The organism is Modestobacter marinus (assembly GCF_011758655.1).
GTDB classification, from domain to species: Bacteria; Actinomycetota; Actinomycetes; order Mycobacteriales; family Geodermatophilaceae; genus Modestobacter; species Modestobacter marinus.
Window position 1 is genome coordinate 731,571 of the sequence record NZ_JAAMPA010000002.1, and the last position, 21,316, is coordinate 752,886.

General features: G+C 75.7%; 16 protein-coding genes. 8 read left to right on the forward strand and 8 right to left on the reverse strand.

What is annotated here, in order from left to right; translation table 11 throughout:
• From FB380_RS19415 to FB380_RS19435, 5 genes are all read right to left on the reverse strand, one after another.
• Window positions 1-1,680: an alpha-amylase family protein gene (locus FB380_RS19415; protein WP_166756930.1), complete on the reverse strand. Its 1,680-nt coding sequence runs from the start codon at window positions 1,678-1,680 to the stop codon at window positions 1-3.
• A 33-nt stretch (window positions 1,681-1,713) separates the two neighbouring features.
• The gene (locus tag FB380_RS19420) at window positions 1,714-2,763 is read right to left on the reverse strand and encodes a TIGR03885 family FMN-dependent LLM class oxidoreductase (protein ID WP_166756931.1); all 1,050 of its coding nucleotides are present in this window, start codon (window positions 2,761-2,763) and stop codon (window positions 1,714-1,716) included.
• Window positions 2,764-2,927: 164 nt separating this feature from the next.
• Window positions 2,928-4,133, reverse strand: a complete 1,206-nt coding sequence (locus FB380_RS19425; RefSeq protein ID WP_166756932.1) for a cation:proton antiporter domain-containing protein — start codon at window positions 4,131-4,133, stop codon at window positions 2,928-2,930.
• A gap of 213 nt (window positions 4,134-4,346) precedes the next feature.
• Window positions 4,347-6,011, reverse strand: coding sequence for an SLC13 family permease (locus FB380_RS19430; protein ID WP_208383703.1), 1,665 nt, complete (start codon window positions 6,009-6,011; stop codon window positions 4,347-4,349).
• A gap of 44 nt (window positions 6,012-6,055) precedes the next feature.
• A complete protein-coding gene (locus tag FB380_RS19435; protein ID WP_166756933.1) occupies window positions 6,056-8,143 on the reverse strand; it encodes an elongation factor G-like protein EF-G2 in 2,088 nt (695 codons plus the stop codon).
• A gap of 128 nt (window positions 8,144-8,271) precedes the next feature.
• On the opposite strand from FB380_RS19435, the gene hrpB reads away from it, so the two are divergent.
• From hrpB to malQ, 5 genes are all read left to right on the forward strand, one after another.
• Window positions 8,272-10,749, forward strand: a complete 2,478-nt coding sequence (gene hrpB / locus FB380_RS19440; protein ID WP_166756934.1) for an ATP-dependent helicase HrpB — start codon at window positions 8,272-8,274, stop codon at window positions 10,747-10,749.
• Window positions 10,750-10,928: 179 nt separating this feature from the next.
• A complete protein-coding gene (locus tag FB380_RS19445) occupies window positions 10,929-11,498 on the forward strand; it encodes a sugar O-acetyltransferase (RefSeq protein ID WP_166756935.1) in 570 nt (189 codons plus the stop codon).
• Window positions 11,499-11,546: 48 nt separating this feature from the next.
• Window positions 11,547-12,146, forward strand: a complete 600-nt coding sequence (locus FB380_RS26080) for a TetR/AcrR family transcriptional regulator (protein WP_166756936.1) — start codon at window positions 11,547-11,549, stop codon at window positions 12,144-12,146.
• The gene (locus FB380_RS19455; protein WP_229682157.1) at window positions 12,143-13,351 is read left to right on the forward strand and encodes an MFS transporter; all 1,209 of its coding nucleotides are present in this window, start codon (window positions 12,143-12,145) and stop codon (window positions 13,349-13,351) included. The genes FB380_RS26080 and FB380_RS19455 overlap by 4 nt, the downstream gene beginning before the upstream one ends.
• Window positions 13,352-13,408: 57 nt before the next feature.
• Window positions 13,409-15,337, forward strand: a complete 1,929-nt coding sequence (gene malQ / locus FB380_RS19460; RefSeq protein ID WP_229682158.1) for a 4-alpha-glucanotransferase — start codon at window positions 13,409-13,411, stop codon at window positions 15,335-15,337.
• A 110-nt stretch (window positions 15,338-15,447) separates the two neighbouring features.
• Here malQ and FB380_RS19465 read toward each other — a convergent pair whose 3' ends face one another.
• Window positions 15,448-16,272: an alpha/beta fold hydrolase gene (locus FB380_RS19465; RefSeq protein WP_166756937.1), complete on the reverse strand. Its 825-nt coding sequence runs from the start codon at window positions 16,270-16,272 to the stop codon at window positions 15,448-15,450.
• A 280-nt stretch (window positions 16,273-16,552) separates the two neighbouring features.
• Here FB380_RS19465 and FB380_RS19470 point away from each other — a divergent pair, with 280 nt between their 5' ends.
• The 3 genes from FB380_RS19470 to FB380_RS19480 all read left to right on the forward strand — a co-directional run bounded on the left by FB380_RS19470 (window position 16,553) and on the right by FB380_RS19480 (window position 18,437).
• Window positions 16,553-17,524 carry a helix-turn-helix domain-containing protein gene (locus FB380_RS19470; protein ID WP_166756938.1) on the forward strand — a complete coding sequence of 324 codons (972 nt, stop codon included), beginning with the start codon at window positions 16,553-16,555 and terminating at the stop codon, window positions 17,522-17,524.
• Between the two features lie 359 nt (window positions 17,525-17,883).
• Window positions 17,884-18,090, forward strand: a complete 207-nt coding sequence (locus tag FB380_RS19475) for a hypothetical protein (RefSeq protein ID WP_229682159.1) — start codon at window positions 17,884-17,886, stop codon at window positions 18,088-18,090.
• Between the two features lie 143 nt (window positions 18,091-18,233).
• Window positions 18,234-18,437, forward strand: coding sequence for a hypothetical protein (locus FB380_RS19480; protein WP_166756939.1), 204 nt, complete (start codon window positions 18,234-18,236; stop codon window positions 18,435-18,437).
• 64 nt (window positions 18,438-18,501) lie between these two features.
• On the opposite strand, the gene FB380_RS26085 is transcribed toward FB380_RS19480, so the two are convergent.
• Together FB380_RS26085 and FB380_RS19490 are read right to left on the reverse strand one after the other, a co-directional pair.
• Window positions 18,502-19,713 (reverse strand): MFS transporter, encoded by a 1,212-nt coding sequence (locus FB380_RS26085; RefSeq protein ID WP_166756940.1) that lies wholly within the window; start codon window positions 19,711-19,713, stop codon window positions 18,502-18,504.
• Window positions 19,714-19,758: 45 nt separating this feature from the next.
• Window positions 19,759-21,276 carry a Mur ligase family protein gene (locus FB380_RS19490; RefSeq protein WP_166756941.1) on the reverse strand — a complete coding sequence of 506 codons (1,518 nt, stop codon included), beginning with the start codon at window positions 21,274-21,276 and terminating at the stop codon, window positions 19,759-19,761.
• Window positions 21,277-21,316: the final 40 nt, after the last annotated feature.

Sequence of the window (21,316 nt, forward strand, 5' to 3'; positions counted from 1 at the left end):
CTAGAGGATGCGGCGGCTGTCCTCGGCGACCACCCGCAGCCAGCGGAACCCGTAGCCCTCCAGCGCCAGCTCGACCGAGCCGTCGTCGGCCAGCTGCGCGCCGCCCGCGGTGAGCAGGTCCTCCAGCCGGTGGGTGGCCCCGCAGCCGGGCACGGTGAGCGGGACCGTCAGCGGCTCGGCGCCCAGGTTGTGCACGGCGACCAGCGCGCCGTCGTCCCAGGTGCACAGGTGCGCCAGGACGGCGGCGTGCGGCTGCTCCAGCAGCTGGAAGCCACCCCACCCGAGCTCCGGGGACTCCCGGTAGCGGCGGATCAGCAGCTTCATGAACGACAGCAGCGAGTCCGGGTCACGGCGCTGGTCGGCGACGTTGACGAACTCGGGGGCGAAGCCGCCGTCGACCACCGGGCGGGTCAGCTGCTTCGCCGGGGCGTCGGAGAAGCCGCCGTTGTCGCCGCTGGTCCACTGCATCGGGGTGCGCACCGAGAGCCGGCTGCCGGCCGAGAGGTCCTCCCCCATGCCGATCTCCTCGCCGTAGAACAGCACCGGGGTGCCGGGCAGGGAGAACAGCAGGCTGTAGACCATCCGCACCCGCCGCGGGTCACCGGCCAGCATCGGCGGCAGCCGGCGGATCAGGCCGCGGTCGTAGACCTGCATCTCCTCCTCCGGCCCGAAGGCGGCGAAGACCTCGGCCCGCTCGTCGTCGCCGAGCTTGTCCAGGGTGAGCTCGTCGTGGTTGCGCACGAACGTGCCCCACTGGCTGTCCGGGGAGATCTCCGGGCGGGCGGCCAGCGAGGCGGCCAGCGGCCCGGCGTCCCCGCGGGCCAGCGAGAGGTACATCTGCTGCATCGTGTTGAAGTCGAACTGCATGGTGAGCTCGTCGCCGTCCTGACCGCCGAAGAACTCCGCCTGCTGCTCGAACGGCAGGTTCACCTCCCCCAGCAGCACCCCCGAGCCGGTGCGCCGGCCCAGGAACGCGCGCAGCGCGCGCAGGTAGGCGTGCGGGTCGGGGAAGTGCGCGGCGGACTCCTCGTCCACCCCGGCGGTCTCCAGCAGGAACGGGACGGCGTCGACCCGGAAGCCGGACAGGCCCAGCTCCAGCCAGAAGCCCATGATCTTGGCGATCTCGTCGCGGACCCGGGGGTTGGTGACGTCGAGGTCGGGCTGCTCGGCGTAGAAGCGGTGCAGGTACCAGGTGCCGGTCTCCGGGCTGTGCGTCCAGATCCCGTCCTCGGCGTCGGGGAAGACCACCTGGTCGCTGGTGTCCGGCGGCTCGTCCTCCCGCCACACGTAGAAGTCCCGGTACGGGGAGTCGGTGCTGGCCTTGGCCGACTGGAACCACGGGTGCTGGTCGGAGGTGTGGTTGACGACCAGGTCGGCGATGACCCGCATGCCGCGGTCCTTCGCCGTCCGGATCATCTCCACCAGGTCACCGAGCGTGCCCAGCCGGGGGTCGACCGCGTAGTAGTCGGTGATGTCGTAGCCGTCGTCCCGGCCGGCGGTCGGGTAGAAGGGCATCAACCACAGGCAGGTGACGCCGAGGTCGGCGAGGTGGTCCAGGCGCTGGGCCAGGCCCTCCAGGTCGCCGACCCCGTCGCTGTTCCAGTCCATGTACGTCTCGACGTCCAGGCAGTAGACGACGGCGTTCTTCCACCACAGGTCGGACGTGTCGGTGATGCGCATGTCGCTCCTCTTCTCGGGGCGGGTGGAGCGAGGTCAGGGCAGGACGGCGGGCTGCGGCTGCTGCCGCGGGCGCAGCGGCTCGGCCGGCCCGGGCGGGTCGATGGCGACGGCCGGGGCGGGCACGGTGACGTCGAGCTGCGGCAGCACGTGCTCGCCGAACGCGTCGAGGAAGGGCAGCTGGTCCTTGGGCACGTGGTGCAGGTACACCTGGTCGAAACCCAGGTCGACGTACTCGGCGATCCAGGCGGCGTGCTGGCCGAGGTCGCTGGAGACCCGGACCGAGGCGTGCATGTCCTCGGGCCGGACGTGCGTGCTGGCCTGGTCGAAGGCGCGCGTGGTGTCCAGGTCCCAGCACAGCGGCGGCGGGAAGACGTTGCTGCGCCACTGGTCATGGGCGAGGGCGAGCGCCCGGTCGGGATCCGGGTCCCAGGACACGTGCACCTGGATGGTGAGCGAGCCCTTGCCTCCGGCGTCGCGGTAGGCGGCGATCACCTCGCGGAGCACGTCGTGCGGCTGGTTGATCGTGACCAGCCCGTCGGCCCACTCCGCGTGCCGGGCGGCGGTCTTCGCGCTGACGGCCGGGGCGATCAGCGCCGGCTGCTGCTCGGGCAGCGTCCAGATCCGGGCGCGGTCGACGGTGACCAGGCCCTCGTGGCTGACCTCCTCGCCGGCCAGCAGCGCGCGGATCACGTCGACGCACTCGCGCAGCCGGGCGTCGCGCAGGTCCTTGTTCGGCCAGACGTGCCCGGTGACGTGCTCGTTCATCGCCTCACCGGAGCCCAGCGCCACCCAGAACCGGCCCGGGAACATCGACCCGAGGGTGGCGATCGCCTGGGCGATGATCACCGGGTGGTACCGCTGGCCGGGGGCGTTGACCGCACCGAACGGCAGCCCGGTGGTGGCCAGTGCCGCGCCCAGCCAGGACCAGGCGAAGCCGGAGTGGCCCTGCCGCTCGTTCCAGGGCTCGAGGTGGTCGGAGCACATGGCCGCGGTGAAGCCGACCTGCTCGGCGTGCTGCACCGCGCGGAGCAGGTCGGCGGGGTGCACCTGCTCGTGGGAGTTGTGGAAGCCGATCACCGTCATGGCGCATGCCTACCTGGCCGGGTGATCATCCGCACGACGGGTGCAGGCGGCAACGACCTCGCACGAGGAGATCATCTCGGCCGCACCGCGGTCTCCCGCACCGTGCGACCCCGCCCGGGCCGAGCTGATCCACGCGGCCACGTCCGCAGGACGGGCGGCGACGATCAGGTGCCGGCCACCCGGCGGTAGATCCGCCGGCCGGGCGCGGAGGTGATCCCGTGCGCGACCGTGCTGGCCACGACCACCAGGGTGCCGGCCGCCCACAGCCGGGGATCGGTCACCCCCTCCTCCTCGCTGAAGCTCAGGTAGAACAGCGCGCTCACCCCGATCGGCCCGAACCAGCCGAGGAACACCGCGTCCCGCAGCTGCAGGCCCAGCGGCCTCATCAGCGCGAGCAGCACGGGGGGCCGCCGCAGCAGCAGCACGGCGACTGGGAAGACCAGCGCCGCCCAGCCCAGGTCGGCCCACTCCGACCAGGGCAGCAGGATGCCCAGCAGCAGGAACAGCGGCAGCACCAGGTACCGGTTGATCCCCTCGTCGATGGTGTTCTGCGGGCCGACCTCGTCCTGGCCGACGGCGAAGTTGTAGGCCAGCCCGGCGACGAAGACCGCGAGGATGCCGTCGGCGTTGGCGATCCGGGCGAGGCCGAGGACGGCGATGGCCAGCACCAGCGTGAACACCAGCGAGGCGCCCTCGGAGACGTCGTTGCGGCTGATGGCGAAGCTCACCGCACGCCCGGCGACCAGCCCGGCCACGATGCCGACGACCACGGCGACGACCACCTGGTAGACCCCGTCGAGGGCGGCGTGCCCGAGGGAGTCACCGAGCACCAGGGCGATCGCCAGCAGCACGAGCGGCAGCGCCAGCCCGTCGTTGGTGCCCGACTCCGCCGACAGCAGCTGGCGGGTGCGGGCCGGCAGGTGCTCCTCGGCCGGCTTCCCGGTGACCACGCTGGAGGCGAGCACCGGGTCGGTCGGCGCGATGCAGGCGCCGATCAGCGCGGCCAGGGCCACCGGGACGCCGAGCACCAGCCAGGCCAGGCCGGCCGAGAGCACCGCCATCCCGACCATCCCCAGGGTCACCAGCAGCGCGGTCGGGGTGACGATCGGGCGCAGCCGGCGCACCGGGTAGCGCAGCGCCACGCCGATCAGCGACACGGCGAGCAGCACCCGGGCGGTCTCCTCGACCAGCGTCGAGCGGCTCGCCTCGGCCACCTCGATCAGCCCCAGGACCTGCGGGCCCACGACCACGCCGAGCAGAAGCGCCAGCAGCGGCTCGCTGAAGGGCAGCTCGCGCATCTTGCTGGACAGCGCGGCCAGCGCCACCGCCAGGGTGCCGACCAGCGCGTACCCCAGGTGCAGGTCCTCCACGGTCCCCTCCTCGCCCGGCTGGGCTGCTGCGGGGCGACGCGCCGGTCCCGTGCCCCGGCGGCCCGTGCCCGCCGACCGGTCGGCGGCAAACACCCTCCCGGCTCGACCGCGGGCCGGGGCCGGGCCGGTGGCGACCGGGGAGCCGCCGATGCGGCTGTGGAGGGACTCGGCGACCCGCACCGTCCGCGGCGGCCGCCATCAGGCGGTGGCGCCTCAGAAGGTGATGCCCAGGGCGACCCCGCCGAGCAGGTAGACCGCGGCGGTGATCAGCACGATGCCGATCACGTTGAGGACGGCGCCCGCGCGGATCATCTGCCCGATGGTGACGTAGCCCGACCCGAACACGATCGCGTTGGGCGGGGTGGCCACGGGGAGCATGAAGGCGCAGGTGGCGGCCAGTGCGGCGGGCACCAGCAGCACCAGCGGGAAGAGGTCGAGCCCGAGGGCGACCCCGCCGAGGACCGGCAGGAAGGCCGCCGCCGTCGCCGTGTTGCTGGTGACCTCGGTGAGCAGCAGGACCACCCCGGCGGTGACCACGACCAGGACGATGGCCGGCAGCGTCCCCACCGCGCCCACCTGGTTCCCCACGTACTCGTCCAGCCCGCTCGCCTGCACCGCGGCGGCCAGGGCCAGGCCACCACCGAAGAGCAGCAGCACGCCCCAGGGCAGCTTCTGCGCCTGCTGCCAGTCCAGCGCGGACACGCCCTCCCGCGCCTTGACCGGGATGAGGAACAGGGCCACGGCCGCCGCGATGGCGATGACGGCGTCGTCCATGTTCGCCACGAACGGCAGGACGTCGGTGAGCGCCGTCCAGCCGGTCAGGGGCTGGCGGAACACCCACAGCAGGGCGGTGGTCACGAAGACCACGAGCACGGTCCACTCGCCCCGCGACATCGAGCCGAGCTTGTCGATCTCCTCCTGGATCACCCGCCGGCCGCCCGGGATCTCCCGCAGCTCGGAACGGAACACCAGCTTCGTGAGCACCAGCCAGGCGAGGGTCAGGAAGACCACGGCGAGCGGCAGGCCCATCAGCATCCACTCGCCGAAGCCCAGCTCGATGTCGTAGTTCTGCTCGACGAAGGCGGCGAGGATGAGGTTGGGCGGGGTGCCGATCAGGGTGGCCAGCGAGCCGATGCTGGCCGCGTAGGCGATGCCCAGCATCAGCGCGACGGCGAAGTTGCGGGTGTCGGCGTCCTGGATGAGCTCGGTGACCGCCGGACCGCCGTCACCGGGGGTGTCCGTGTCGGCGGCCGCCTCGACGGCCTCGGCGTCGACGTTGCCCGCGGCCACCCGGTCCAGCACCAGCATGAGCACGCTGAGCCCGATGGGGAGCATCAGCACCGTGGTCGCGGTGTTGCTCACCCACATGCTCAGGAAGGCGGTGGCGATCATGAAGCCGGCGATCAGCCGCGGCGGCTTCGTGCCGACCGCCCGCACGGTGAGCAGCGCGATCCGCCGGTGCAGCTCCCACTTCTGCATGGCCAGGGCGATCATGAAGCCGCCCATGAACAGGAAGATGTTCGGGTTGGCGTAGGGCGCGGTCGCCTCCTCCACCGACAGCACGCCCAGCAGCGGGAAGGCGACGATCGGCACCAGCGCCGTCGCCGGCAGCGGAAGCGCCTCGGTCATCCACCAGACGGCCAGCAGGACGCCGACCGCCGCCGTCGTCCGGCCGGCCGTGCTCAGCGCGTCGTCCTGCCGGAGCAGGAAGTAGACGACCAACGCGGCGACCGGCCCGCCGATCCGGCCCGCCCACTGCCGCCCGGGCGGGACCGACGTGTCGGAGACGTCCGCCTGCTCCCCACCCCGGCCGGTGGCGGGCCTGCTGCGATCGGTCACCTCTGCTGCGGGTGCCTGCTGCTCTGCCCGTCGGGCCACGGTGGGTCCTCTCCTCGACGCTCGACCGGTGCCGCCGGCCCGGGTCAGGCCGGTTGCAGGTCGGCGACGACGGCGGCCGGGGCCGGTTCGTGGCCCAGCCGGCGGCGGGTGAACCGGCCGGTGCCGTGCGACACCGACCGCAGGGCCCGCGGGTACTCGATGAGCTCCCGCTCCGGCACCTCGGCGTGCACCGTCGTCTCCTCGCGCGCAGGGTCCGCGACGCTCCCGGTGACCCGCGCCCGCCGGCCGGCCAGGTCGCCCAGCACCGGGCCGACGTGCTCGGCCGGGACCGTCACCTCCACGGCGCACCAGGGCTCCAGCACCCGGGTGCCGGCCGCGGCGGCGAGCTCCCGCAGGGCCAGCGCACCGGCGGCGGAGAAGGCCGCGTCGGAGGAGTCGACCGAGTGCGCCTTGCCGTCGACCAGGACGACCTCCACGTCGACCAGCGGCCGGCCCCGGCTCACCCCGCGGGCGGCCTGGGCGCGCACCCCCTTCTCCACGCTGCCGTGGAACTGGCTGGGCACGGCCCCGCCCACCACCCGCTGGCTGAAGGTCACCCCGGACCCGGCCGGACCCGGCCGGCCCTCCAGGACGACGACCGCGTACTGCCCGTGCCCGCCGGACTGCTTGACGTGCCGCCCGGTCACGGTGGCCGGGCCGGCGAGCGTCTCGACCATCGGCACCTGCACCGGCGGGGTCTGCACGGCGACGCCGTACCGGCCGCGCAGCCGGTCCAGCAGCACCTCGGCGTGCGCGTCGCCCACGCACCACAGCAGCAGCTGCCCGGTGTCCGGCCGCCGCTCCACCCGCACGGCCGGGTCCTCGACGACCAGCCGGGCGAGCGCCCCGGCGAGCCGGTCCTCGTCGCTGCGCGAGGCCGCCTCCACCGCCACCGGCAGCTGCGGGTCGGGCAGCGGCCAGGGTGGCACCACCAGCGGGTCCCCCGGGTCGGAGAGGGTGTCCCCGGTCTCCGCGCTGGCCAGCCGGGCCACCGCGCACAGGTCGCCGGCCGGGCACTCGGCGACCGGCCGCAGCACGCTGCCGAGCACGCTGGCCAGGCCGCCGACCCGCTCGTCGGCGTCGTGGTCGGGGTGCTGCTCGCCCCAGCCGTGCCCCGATCCCGCGCCGCAGACGTGCACCGGGACGTCGGGGCGCAGGGTGCCGGAGAAGACCCGCACGAGGGAGATCCGGCCGAGGTAGGGGTCGGTCGTCGTCCGCACCACCTCGGCCACGAGCGGCCCCGCCGGGTCGCAGGCCAGGTGCCCGGCCGGTCGCCCGTCCGGCCGGGTGACGGCGGGGCACGGGCGCTCCAGCGGAGAGGGGAAGGCGCTCACCAGCAGGTCCAGCAGCTCCGCCACCCCGAGCCCGGTGGGCGGCGCCGTGACCAGCACCGGGTGGAAGTCGCCGCGCGCGACCGCCGTCTCCAGGTCGGCGACCAGGTCGGCGACCTGGATCGGTTCACCGGCGAGGTAGCGGTCCATCAGCGTCTCGTCCTCGCTCTCGGCGATCACCCCCTCGATCAGCTCGGCACGCAACCGGTCGCGCTCCGGGTCACCGGGCAGCGGTTCCAGCAGCGAGCTCAGCTCCCCGTCGGCCCCCAGTACGTGCAGCGGGTGCACACCTGCGCCGAGCCGTTCCCGGCAGCTGCGCACGACGGCCGGGACGTCGGCCCGCGGCCGGTCGACCTGGGTGACCACCACCGCCCGCGGCAGCCCGGCGGCGACGCACTCGTCCCACAGCTGCACGGTCGCGGCGTCCACGCCGGCCACCGCGGAGACGACGACCAGCGCGGCGTCGGCGGCCCGCAGCGCGGCCCGCAGCTCGCCGATGAAGTCCAGGGCGCCCGGGGTGTCCAGCAGGGTGACCCGGTGACCGGCGTGCTCGACCGTCGCGGCGTGCAGCGAGACCGAGTGCTGGAGCCGGACCTCCACCTCCTCGGTGTCCAGGCAGGTGGTGCCCTCCTCCACCCGGCCACCGCGGGGCAGCGCGCCGGCGGCGACCAGCAGCGCCTCGGCCAGGGTGGTCTTCCCGGCTCCGGCGCGGCCCACGAGCGCCACGTTGCGCACCTTCTCGGGCGGGCGGGGCGCCGGTGCACCGCCGCCGGCTCGGTTGCTGCCGCTGTGAGTCGCCACGCAGACCTCCGGACGTCGTCGTCCCAGGTGCCCACCCTGGCCCGGCAACCCGGCGCGGACAAGAGCTGGGCGTGTGCCGACCGGGTCCGGAGGCGTGTCGGCTGGGTGCACGGGCGAGACTGGCCGTCGTGCTGCCGCCGCCGGGGACGCCCGGGACCGACCTGCCGGTCCGCTCGGTGCTGCCCGCCCTCGACGCCGCCCTGAGCGGGGCCGGGGCTGCGGTGCTGGTCGCCCCGCCGGGCACGGGCAAGACCACGCTGGTGCCGCTGGCGCTCGCCGATCGGGTGCCCGGCCGGGTGCTGGTGGCCGAGCCCCGGCGGGTGGCCGCCCGGGCCGCGGCCCGCCGGATGGCGTCGCTGCTGCGCGAGCCGGTGGGCCGTTCGGTGGGCTACAGCGTCCGCGGGGACAGCCGGCGCAGCGACGCGACCCGCGTCGAGGTGGTCACCACCGGCCTGCTGGTCCGCCGGCTGCAGGCCGACCCCGAGCTGGCCGGGGTGTCGGCCGTGGTGCTCGACGAGTGCCACGAGCGGCAGCTGGACACCGACCTCGCGCTGGCCTTCACCCTCGACGTCCGCGCCGCGCTGCGCCCGGAGCTGCAGCTGCTGGCCATGTCGGCGACCGCGCAGGCCGGCCGGCTGGCCGAGCTGATGGGGCGGGCGCCGGTCGTCGAGGCGACCGGCTCGCTGCACGACGTCGAGCCGGTGTGGTGCCCGCCGACCCCGCCGGTAGCCCCACCGCACGGCACCTCGGTCGACCCGCGGCTGCTCAGCGCGGTCGCCGACACCGTCCGCCGCGCGCTGGCCGAGACCTCCGGCGACGTCCTGGTGTTCCTGCCCGGCGCGTTCGAGATCGGCCGGGTCGCCGGCCTGCTGTCCGGGGTGGACGCCGACGTCCGGCCGCTGCACGGCCGGTTGCCGCCCGACCAGCAGGATGCCGCGCTCACCCCCGGCCCGCGGCGCCGGGTGGTGCTGTCGACCGACGTGGCCGAGACCAGCCTCACCGTGCCCGGGGTGCGCACGGTGGTCGACGCCGGCCTGGCCCGGGTGCCCCGGTTCGACGTGGCCCGCGGCATGGGCGCGCTGGTCACCGTCCGGGTCTCCCGCGCCTCGGCGGTGCAGCGGGCCGGCCGCGCCGGGCGGGAGGCGCCCGGGCGGGTGTACCGGTTGTGGTCGTCCGCCGAGCACGACCGGCTGCCGGCCGCGGCCGAACCGGAGGTCGCCCTCGCGGACCTGACCGGGCTGGCCCTGGAGCTGGCCGTCTGGGGCGCCCCGGACGGCGCCGGCCTGGCACTGCCGGACGCCCCGCCGGAGGCCGCGTTCACCGTCGCCCGGACGACGCTGCGCCGGCTGGGCGCGGTGGACGACGACGGCCGGGTCACCCCCCGCGGCCGGGCACTGACCGCGGTCGGGGCACACCCCCGGCTGGCCCGCGCCCTGCTGGACGGGGCTCCGGTGGTCGGCCGGCGGCGGGCCGCGGAGGTGGTGGCCCTGCTGTCGGCCGACGTCCCGACCCGCTCCGACGACCTGGTCGCCGAGTGGCGGTCGCTGCGCTCGCGCTCCGACGGCCCGGCCGCGCGCTGGCGGGAGGAGGCCGCCCGGCTGTCCCGTGCGGCGCCGGCCGCCCCGGACACCGGGGTGCCCGACGACGTGAGCGCCGGGCTGGTCGTCGGCCTCGCCCACCCCGAGTGGCTGGCGCGGCGGCGTCCGGGCACCGGGCGCACCTACCTGCTGGCCGCCGGCACGGGCGCGGAACTGGCCCCGGGCACCGCCCTGGCCGGGGCGCCGTGGCTCGCGGTCGCGGCCGCCGACCGGGCACCGGGCCGCCGGGACGCCCGGGTGCGCGCCGCGGTCGCGGTCGACGAGGCGACCGCGCTGGAGGCCGGCGCGGCGGCACACACCGAGGGGCCGGAGGTCACCTGGCGGGACGGCGACGTGGTGGCCGCCCGGGTGACCCGGCTGGGTGCGATCGTGCTGGCCGAGCGGCCGCTGCCCGACCCCGACCCGACCGCGGTGACCGCCGCCCTGGCCCAGGGCCTGCGCCGGGAGGGCCTGGCCCTGCTCACCTGGTCGCCCGCCGCCCGGGCGCTGCGCGAGCGGCTGGCCGCCGCGCACGCCGGCCTGGGCGAGCCGTGGCCGGCCGTGGACGACGAGTCGCTGCTCGCCGCCCTGGCCGCGGGCCCGGCGCTGTCGGGTGCCCGCAGTCGCCGGGACCTGGTGCGCATCGACCTCGTCGCCGCGCTCCGCGGACTGCTGCCCTGGCAGCTGGCCGGCCGGCTGGAGGACCTGGTGCCCGAGCGGGTGCAGGTGCCGACCGGCTCGAACGTGCGCGTCGACTACGGCGACCCCGAGGTGCCGACGCTGTCGGTGCGGGTGCAGGAGGTGTTCGGCTGGGCGGCGGCCCCGGTGGTCGCCGGCCGCCCGTTGCGGCTGCAGCTGCTCTCCCCCGCCGCCCGGGTGGTCGCCACGACCGCGGACCTGGCCGGCTTCTGGGTCACCGGGTACCCGGCGGTGCGCAGCGAGCTGCGCGGCCGCTACCCCCGCCACCCGTGGCCGGAGGACCCGGCCACCGCCGCCCCCACCCGCCGCGCCAAGCCCCGCGGCACCTGACCCCCGGGACCCGCCCGCCCGGCACCCGCGTTCGGTGCGGCGGCATCGAGACTCGGCCTGCCGCGGCATCCTCGACTCGGGTCACCGCAGCCCGCCGCGTCTCGCCGTCCGGCCGTGTCCACCGACCCCGCCGCGAGCCCTGCGTACAGGTGTACGCATCGGTGTGTACGGTCGTACACATGACCAGCGACACGCACTCGATGTACGAGCGGATGACGGCGGGCGACCCCTACATCGCCGACGACCCGGAGATCGCCGCCGCCAGCACCCGCGCCCAGGCGCTGTCGCACCGGTACAACACCATGGACCCGACCGACGGCGCCGTCCGCCGCGCGGTGCTGGAGGAGCTGCTGGGCGCGTTCGGCCCCGGCAGCGAGATCCGTCCGCCGTTCCACTGCGACTACGGGCGGCACACCACGGTGGGCGCCCGCACCTTCGCCAACTTCGGCCTGGTCTGCCTGGACGTCGCCCCGATCACCATCGGCGACGACGTGCAGCTGGGGCCCAACGTCCAGCTGCTCACCGCCACCCACCCCCTGGAGCCCGGCCCGCGGCGGGACAAGTGGGAGTCGGCCGAGCCCATCGTGATCGAGGACAACGTCTGGCTCGGCGGCGGCGTCATCGTCTGCCCCGGCGTCCGGATCGGCGCGAACACGGTGGTCGGCGCGGGCTCGGTGGTCACCCGCGACCTGCCGCGGGACGTCGTCGCGGTCGGCAGCCCGGCGCGGGTCGTCAGACCGCTGCCGTGAACGGCATCGTCAGGCCACTGCCGTGACCAGCATCGTCCGGCCGCTGCCGTGAGGGCCGGCCCCGCGGCCGAGGCGGGCGACCGGCCGGTGCGGCGGCACGACCCCGACCGGCGGCAGCGGATCGTCGAGGCCACCGTGGACGTGATCGCCGAGCACGGCGTCGCCGGCACCACCCACCGGCTGATCGCCGCGGCCGCCGACGTCCCGCTGGGCTCGCTCACCTACCACTTCACCGGCCTGGACGACCTGCGCGCGCAGGCCTTCGCGCTGCACGCCGAGCGGATGGCGGTGAAGTACGAGGCGCACTTCGCGCAGGTCAGCAGCATCGAGGACGTCGTCGACGCCGTCACCGCGCTGGTCCACGCCGACGCCGACGCCGACGACCGCGACTGGGCGGTCGCCTACGAGCTCTTCCTGGCCGCGCTGCGCGACCCGGCGCTGCGCAGCGTCACCGAGTCGTGGATGCGCCGCAGCCGCAGTGTGCTCGAGCGGTTCGTCGACCCGACCACCTCGCGCGGCGTCGATGCGCTGATCGAGGGACTGGTCATGCACAAGGTCCTCTCCACCCGCCCCGTCTCCCGCGCCGAGACCCGGGAGATCATCGCCCGGGCCGTCCGCCCCACGAACTCCCAGGAGCCCCCTCGGTGACCAGCACCGACGTCCGCCGGTCCCCCGACCCGGCCCAGGTCACGACCGCCATGCGGGCGGTCTACGTCGCCTTCATCGGCGCGGGGTTCGCCTTCGCCAGCTGGGCCAGCCGCATCCCGCAGGTGCGCGACCGGCTCGACCTCGACCCGGCCGCCCTGGGCCTGGTGCTGCTGGCCATCGCCGCCGGGTCGGTGATCGCCCTGCCGCTGGCCGGCACGCTGATCGGCCGGATCGGCTCGCGCGCGACGGTGATCGTCATGGCGCTGGTGCTCGCCGCGGCGATGGGCGTCATCGCGGTCGGCTCGGTCACCTCGGTGGCGGTGCTGACCGCCGGGTTGTTCGTGATGGGCCTGTCCAACGGCGCCTGGGACGTCGGGATGAACGTCCAGGGCGCGGTCGTCGAGCGGCACCTGCGCCGGGTGGTCATGTCCCGCTTCCACGCCGGCTTCAGCCTGGGCACCGTCGCCGGGGCGCTGCTGGGGACGGCGATGGTCGCCCTCGACGTGCCGGTGCCGGCCCACCTGGCCGGGGTGGCGGTGCTGGTCACGGTGGTCGTCCCGCTGACCACCCGCGGGTTCGTCCCCGACGTCGACACCGACCCCGACGGCGTCCCGGTCGAGCGGGTCAGCGCACTGGCCTCCTGGCGCGAGCCGCGCACGCTGGTGATCGGGGTGGTCGTGCTGGCCTTCTCCTTCGCCGAGGGCACCGCCAACGACTGGCTGGCGGTGGCGCTGATCGACGACCACGGGACGTCGGCGACGGCGGGCACGCTCGGCTTCGCGCTGTTCCTCACCGCGATGACCCTGGCCCGCTGGTTCGGCGGCTCGCTGCTGGACCGGTACGGCCGGGTGCCGGTGATCCGGCTGCTGGCCGGCCTCGCCGTCGTCGGCCTGCTGCTGTTCGTGTTCGGCCCGACCCCGGTCGCGTTCCTCGGTGCGCTGCTCTGGGGCGCCGGGGCCTCGCTCGGGTTCCCGACCGGCATGAGCGCCGCCGCCGACGACCCGGCGAAGGCCGCCGCCCGGGTCAGCGTCGTCGCCTCGATCGGCTACTGCGCGTTCCTGGCCGGGCCGCCGCTGATCGGGCTGCTCGGCCAGCAGGTCACCGTGCTGCGGGCACTGACCGTGGTCGCCGTCCTGCTGGGGGTCGCCGTCCTGGTGGCCGACTCGCTGCGGCCCCCGGCGGGCACCCCGGACGAGCAGGTGTGACCGCCTCCGCAGCCACCCCACTCGGCGGGGCCGAGCCGGACCGGTGAGGATCGGGGGGTGACGAGCACCGCCCCGAACCCCGTGACCGGCGCCCCGACGACGGACGCATGGGGCATCGACGCCAGCTGGCTCGACGCCCTCGACGAGGAACACACGGTCGCGCAGGCGACGATCGACCGGCTGCGGGAGGTGATCGGCACCCCGCCCGAGGACCTCCTCGACCGCGCGCCGATCGTCGCCCGCCCCGGGGACGCCCTGGAGGTGGACCTCGCCGACGTCGAGTGCGAGGACGGCCGGACCCGCCAGGTCGACGGCGAGCTGCCCGAGGACTTCCCGCTCGGCTACCACCGGCTGCGCACCCCCGACGGCCGCTCCCGGCGGCTGATCGTCTCCCCGGGCCGCTGCTGGCTGCCCGAGGGCTGGCGCGCCTGGGGCTGGGCGGTGCAGCTGTACGCCACCCGCGGCCGGGAGAGCTGGGGCATCGGCGACCTCGGCGACCTGCGGACCGTGCGGGAGTTCGCCCAGGCGCAGGGCGCGGGGTTCGTGCTGGTGAACCCGCTGCACGCGGTCGCCCCGACGCCGGCCCAGGAGGACAGCCCCTACCTGCCGGCCACCCGCCGGTTCCGCAACCCGGTCTACCTGCGGATCGCCGAGGTGCCCGGCGCCGACGCGGTGGACGTCGAGGCCGACGCCGGCCGGGCGCTCAACGACGGCGAGCTCATCGACCGCGACGCCGTCTGGGCGCTCAAGCGCCGGGTGCTCCAGCGGGTCTTCGACGCCGGGGTCGACGAGGGTCCCTTCCGCGACTGGTGGTGGCACGAGGGCCAGCCGCTGATGGACTGGGCGACCTGGTGCGCGATCGCCGACGAGCACGGCCCCGACTGGCACACCTGGCCCGAGCCGCTCCGCGACCCCCGGGGCTCGGGCGTGGCCGACTTCGTGACCGGCCACGACCGGGAGATCGCCTTCCACGCCTGGCTGCAGTGGCTGCTCGACGTCCAGCTGAAGGCGGCCACCGAGGGCACCACCGTGATCCAGGACCTGCCCATCGGGGTGGCCGGCGGCGGCGCGGACGCCTGGGCGTGGCAGGACGTGCTGGCCCAGGGCGTGAGCGTCGGCGCCCCGCCGGACGCGTTCAACAGCCAGGGCCAGGACTGGGGCTCCCCGCCGCTGGTGCCCTGGCGGCTGCAGGCAGCGGACTACGAGCCGTTCATCCAGTCGATCCGGGCCACCATGGCCGGCGCCGGCGGGCTGCGGGTCGACCACGTGATGGGCCTGTTCCGGCTGTGGTGGGTCCCGGCCGAGGGCGGTGCGGCCGAGGGCGCCTACGTCCGCTACCCGCACGAGGACCTGCTCGACATCGTCGCCCTGGAGAGCCACCGGGCGCAGGCCATCGTCGTCGGCGAGGACCTGGGCACGGTCGAGGACGGCGTCCGGGAGGCGATGGCCGAGCACGGGATCCTGTCCTACCGGCTGCTGTGGTTCGAGGACGACGAGCCCGCGCAGTGGCCCGCCGAGGCGATGGCCGCGATCACCACCCACGACCTGCCGACGGTGGCCGGGCTGTGGACCGGCTCCGACCTGGCCGAGCAGCGCGAGCGCGGGCTGGGCACCGAGGAGGAGCTGGAGCGCGGGCGCACGTCGCTGCTGGCGCACCTGGGCTCCGTCCCGGAGGGCGCGTCGCCGGCCGAGGCGGTGGAGGTCGCGCACCGCGAGCTGGCGACCGCGCCGTCCACCCTGCTGTCGGCGACGCTGGACGACGCGCTCGCCGAGGAGCGCCGGCCCAACATGCCCGGCGCGAACGAGCGGCCCAACTGGTGCCTGCCGCTGCCGGTGCCCACCGAGGAGCTGGCCGCGCACCCCGGCGTCCAGGCCGTCGCGGGCGTGCTGAGCGCGGGGCTGCACCCGGTCACCACCAAGGGCAAGGTCAAGAGCGGGAAGCGCAGCAAGAGCACCGGCCGGAGCACCCGCACCAAGCCCCGCTGAGCCCCGCGGCCCGGCGGCCCGGTGGCCCGGCGGACGTCGAGATCGGGCTGGTGGCTGCCTCGTGAAGGTCGAGGCAGCCACCAGCCCGTCGTCGGCGCCGGCGCGCGCGGTCAGCTCTGCAGGAACTCGAGCAGGTCGGCGTTGATCGTCTCTGCCTGGGTGGTCGGCATGCCGTGCGGGAAGCTCGCGTAGGTCTTCAGCGTGCCGTTCGGCAGCAGCTCGGCCGACAGCGGACCCGAGTCCGCGTACGGCACCACCTGGTCGTCGTCCCCGTGCATGACCAGCACCGGGACCGTGATCTTCCGCAGGTCGTCGGTGAAGTCGGTCTGGGAGAAGGCGACGACGCCGTCGTGGTGGGCCTTGGCCCCGCCCATCATCCCCTGGCGCCACCAGTTCTGGATGACGGCCTCCTGGGGCTCCACGCCCGGTCGGTTGAAGCCGTAGAAGGCCGTCGCGGGCAGGTCGCGGTAGAAGTTCGACCGGTTGGTGGCCACCTGCTCCTGGATGCCGTCGAAGACGCTCTTGGGCAGGCCGCCCGGGTTGGCCTCGGTCTGCACCATGATCGGCGGCACCGCGCTGATCAGCACCGCCTTGGCGACCCGGTCCTCGCCGTGCCGGGCCAGGTAGCGGACGACCTCGCCACCCCCGGTCGAGTGGCCCACGTGCACGGCGTCGTGCAGGTCCAGGTGCGCGGTGAGCGCGGCCAGGTCGTCGGCGTAGTGGTCCATGTCGTGCCCGTCGGCCACCTGGGTCGAGCGGCCGTGCCCCCGCCGGTCGTGGGCGATGACCCGGTATCCGTGCGCCAGGAAGAACATCAGCTGGGCGTCCCAGTCGTCCGAGGACAGCGGCCAGCCGTGGCTGAACACGATCGGCTGTCCGCTGCCCCAGTCCTTGTAGAAGATCTCGACGCCGTCGGTGGTGGGCAGGACGGGCATGGCAGTGCTCCTCTTCTCGGGTCGGCTCTCCGTGCCGGCGGGCGGCGCTGCCGTGCCGGTGCTCTGCGGGGTGGGACGGCGGTGCCCGCACCCGGCGCACCGGACGCTAGGTGGGGCGCGGCCACGTCGGGTGTGCTCTGCCTGCCGGGTGCTGGCCCCTGCCTGCCGGGACCACCAGCTCGCCGCGCGGGACGGTCACCTCCGTGGCACTTCCCAGCGCGCGCCGGCGCGGCCACCATCAGGGCGGTCAGCGCGGGGTCCGGCAGCCTGGGGAGCGTTCGTGGTCACGTTGGTCGACACCGCGACGCTCCCTCCCTCGATGCGTCGCCCCGAGCAGGTGGCGGACCAGCTGACGGCGGCGATGGTGTCGCGGGTGCAGTTCAGCGACCCCGCGGCGCCGGTGCACGCCCGGCTGGACTCCTGGGACGTCGGCGGCGTGACGGTGCTGCGCGCCGCGCTGTCCGGCGACCTGACGCTGGCGCGTTCGGCCCGGCAGGCCCGGGCGGACCCCGCACCCGCCGTGTCCTTCGCCGTCCAGGAGAGCGGGACGGCGCGGCACGAGCAGTTCCAGGCGCAGCGGCTGGTGCCCAGCGGCGCGCTCGCCCTGACCGAGGTCGGGTCGCCGTATGAGTTCCAGTGGACCGGCGGCGGTGCGTGCCGGGCGCTGCAGGTGCCGGTGAGCCGGCTCGGCCTGTCGGTCGACGCCGTCCGCCGCGCCGTCCCGGTGGCCCACCGGAGCCCGCTCTACGCCTTGGTGCACGGTCACCTCGCGCAGGTGACCCGCGACGCGGCGCAGCTGTCCCGGGACCCGATGGCGCACGCGGTGGCCGCGGCGACGATCGACCTCACCCGGGCGCTCCTCGCCTCCGCGCTCTCCCCCGGGCCCGACCGCGACGACGCCCTGGCCCAGACCCTGGCGAGCCAGGTGCGCAGCTACGTCCGTCAGCACCTGACCGACCCGGGGCTGGACGTCGAGACGATCGCCCGGGCGCACGCGGTCTCGGTACGGCAGCTCTACCGGTCGTGCGCGGCAGCGGGGTTCAGCCTCGAGCAGTGGGTCATCGGCCAGCGGCTGGAGGGTGCCCGCACCGAGCTGGCCGGTCCCGGCGGCTGTGACCGGTCGATCGCCGGGGTGGCCCGCCGGTGGGGCTTTCCCGACCCCTCGCACTTCAGCCGCCGCTTCCGGGCCGCCTTCGGCACCACCCCTCGCGAGTGGCGAGACGCGGGGCGTGGCAAAGCGCGCGTCGAGTGACAGCTGAGCGGCCCGTCCCCACCCGCGACAGCCCGCTCAGCTGTCACTCGACACACGCCAGGGCGCACGACGTCGAACGTGTGTTCGACCGGCGTGCGACGATCGTCGGCATGGCCGGGGGCATGCAACGGGGGCGGCACGGCGGCTCCCTCGCCGACCGCGCCGCCCGGTCCGGGGTGCCGGCCTCACCCCCACCGGCCTCACCCCCACCGGCCTCACCCCCACCGGCCTCACCCCCACCGGCCTCACCCCCACCGGCCTCACCCCCACCGGCCTCGTCGGCATCGGCCGAACCAGCACCGCCCGCACCGGCGCCGGTTGCCCCCTCACCGACTGCTCAGGCAGCCGGGACGGCGGAGGTGCGACGACCTGCCGGGGCGGGGCACGGCCGGCACTGCTGGGTGCACGACCCGCCCGACGCCCCGGGCACCTGGCCGGGGCTGCTCGTCGAGTGGCGGCAGCGGGCGGACGGCTGGCACGGCCGGGTCGCCTACACGGTGACCGGCACGCACGGCCCGGTGCTCGTCGAGGCCTGGTTGCCCGCCGGGCAGCTGCAGCAGGGCTGAGGACCCACCGCCGTCGCTCCCCCGCCACCGCAGCCGCGGGGCCAGCGCCGGTTTGAGGAGACGCCGCCGCGGGATACCGGGGAGGGGACCCAGCACTGAGGACCAGGCCCGGAGCGACCGGGCCGACGAGAGCGGAGGACGCGATGACCAGCCCGCACGACGAGCCGACGCTCGACGACGTGATGACCCCCGAGGAGCCGGCCCCCCGGGACCGGACCGAGCACGCCAAGGACCCGCACCTGTCCGACGAGGTCCTCGAGCACCGCACCGAGCTGGAGCGCCAGGCGGTGCAGTCCGACGACGCTGACCCGGCCGGCGCCTACGAGCACGACGCCACCGAGGCCTGAGCCGACCAGCTCTGACGAGGGCGGCGCACCGGGGATCCCCGGTGCGCCGCCCTCGTCACGCCCGTCAGGGCTGCAGCGAGCGGGTGCGGCCGAGTGCGACGGTGAGCAGCAGGGCGGCGGTCGCGCACCCGCCGGCGAGCAGGGCGACCCCGGGCCAGCCGGCGTCCTGCCAGGCCCGGCCGGCCAGCGTGCCGCCCACGGACGAGCCGACGTAGTACCAGAACGAGTAGAGCGAGGCCGCCTGCCCGACCGGCCGCCCGCCGAGCTGCGCCCGCGCCGCCACCCAGCCACTGGCCACGCCGTGGGCGGCGAAGAACCCGACGGTCAGCACGCACAGCCCCAGGACGACGCACCACAGCGGCGTCGGCAGGGTCAGCGCGATCCCCACCGCCATCAGCGCCACCGCCCCGGGGACCACCACCCGCCGGCCCATCCGGTCGGCCAGCCAGCCGGCGGTCGGGGAGCTCGCCGAGCCCAGCAGGTAGGCCAGGAACACCAGCCCGGCCACCGCGGGCGTCAGCGAGTAGGGCGCGGACTCCAGCCGGAACGTGCCGGCGTTGTAGACGGCGACGAACCCGCCCATCAGCAGCGCGGCCAGCCCGTACAGCGCCAGCAGCGCCGGGTCGGTGAACGCCGAGCCGAGCTGGCGCAGCAGCCGGCCCTGCCGGGAGAGCGGGGTGAACCGGCGGGCCGGGGGCAGCAGCAGCCGGACGGCGACCGCGCAGGCGACGGCGACCACCGCCGCCCCGCCCAGCGCCGTCCGCCAGCCGCCCAGTTCGGTCAGCACGCCGGTGAGCAGCCGGCCGGACAGGCCACCGAGCGCGGTGCCGCTGACGTAGAGCCCGATGGCCCGCGAGCTCATCGCCGGGTGCAGCTCCTCCCGCAGGTAGGCCACCGCCACGGCGGGCAGCCCGGCCAGCGCGAACCCCTGCAGGCCGCGGAGCACCAGCAGCGCCTCCCATCCCGGCGACAGTGCGATCAGCACGGCGAGCAGCGCGGCCGCGGCGAGGCTGGCGTGCAGGATGCCGGTGCGGCCGCGGCGGTCCGACAGCGGCCCGAGCACCAGCAGGCCGACGGCGAGCGCGGCGGTGCTGACCGAGATGACCAGCGTGGAGGCCGCCGGGGTCACCCCGAAGGAGCGACTGAACTCCGGCAGCAGGGCCTGCGGTGCGTAGAGGCTGACGAACACGGCGATGCCGGCGAGGAAGACGGCGGTCACCGCCCGGCGGAAGCCGGCCTCACCGGCCCGGTGGCCCGGCCACTCCCCCGTCGTCACGCCCGGGAGCCTGCCCCTGTGGGGCGCGACACCTGAGGCGGGGTGTCAGCAGGCCTCCTCGCCCACCAGGTCGTCGGCCCCGGCCTCGAGCGCCTCCTGCGCCACCTCGGCGTCGTCGAACGGCAGCGGGGCACCGTCGTCGGTCAGCGTCGTCTCGTGACCGCGGCCGACGACGAGCACCACGTCCCGGCTGCCGGCGGCCTGCACCGCGCCGGTGATCGCCTCCCGGCGGTCCAGCACGGTGTGCACGAGGGCGCTGCTGCCGATCAGCCCGACCCGCAGCTCCGCCACGATCGCCTCGGGCCGCTCGCCGTGGCTGCCCTCGTTGGTCAGCCACACGGTGTCGGCATCCCGGGCGGAGACGCCGAGCCCCTGGCGCTTGTACCGGTCACGGCGGCCGCGGGCGCCCAGCACCAGGTGCACCTCCCCGCCGGGGCCGGTGAGGTCGCGGGCGGTCTGCACGGCGGCCGCCAGCGCGCGCGGGGTGTGGGCGTAGTCGACGACGACGAGGGGCCCACCCGGCTCGCGCAGCAGGGTGTTGCGCCCCGCCGGCGGGGCCGTGGCGGCGAGGCCGGCGGCGATGGTCTCCGGCGCCAGCCCGAGGGAGCGGCCGGTCGCCCAGGCGGCGGCGATGTTGCCCACGTGCACCCGGCCGACCAGCGGCGAGCAGATCCAGTGACGACCGCCGTCGTCCTCGACGACCACGCTGGTGCCGTCGACGCCGGTGCGCCAGCCCACCACCCGGACGTCGGCCGGCTCACCCGGCGTGGTACTGACCCGGGTCACCGGCACCCGCGCCTGGTCGGCCAGCCGGCGCCCCCACGCGTCGTCCACGACGACGACGGCGCTGTCGGCCCGCTCGGGGGTGAACAGCAGCGCCTTGCTCGCCCAGTACTGCTCGATCGTGCCGTGGTGGTCGAGGTGGTCCTCCTCGAAGCCGGTGAAGACGGCCACCTCGACGTGCACGGCGTCGACCCGGCCGACGTCCAGCGCGATGGAGGAGGCCTCCACCACCGCGCTGGTGGCGCCCCCGTCGAGCATCCAGCGCAGCAACCCGTGCAGCTCCGGGGCCTCGGGGGTGGTCAGCCGGGTGCCCCGGGTCTGCCCGGCGACCCGGGCGCCCAGCGTGGTGACGACGCCGGCGCACTCACCGGCGGCCTCGAGCACCCCGCGCACCAGCGTGCTGGTCGTCGTCTTGCCGTTGCTGCCGGTCACACCGACCAGGCGCAGCTGCTCGGCGGGGTCGCCGGCCAGCAGCGCGCCGAGCGGGCCGAGCAGGGCACGGACCGACGACACCTGCAGCTGGGGCACCGCCAGGGGCAGCGGCCGGTCGACCAGCAGCGCCGCGGCCCCGGCGGCCACGGCCGCCGCGGCGAACCGGTGGCCGTCGCTGCTCGCCCCGCGGACGCAGGCGAAGAGGCAGCCGGGGGTCACCGCCCGCGAGTCGGTGACCAGGTCCTGCACCAGGAGCTGGTCGGCGCCACCGGTACGGACGACGGGGCCGGCGGCCACGCTGCGGGCACGGGACTCGACGGCGGCCCAGGTCACGGCGGGGAGCGACACCCGGCCGACGGTAGGCCAGCGCAGCGCACCCGGCAGCACG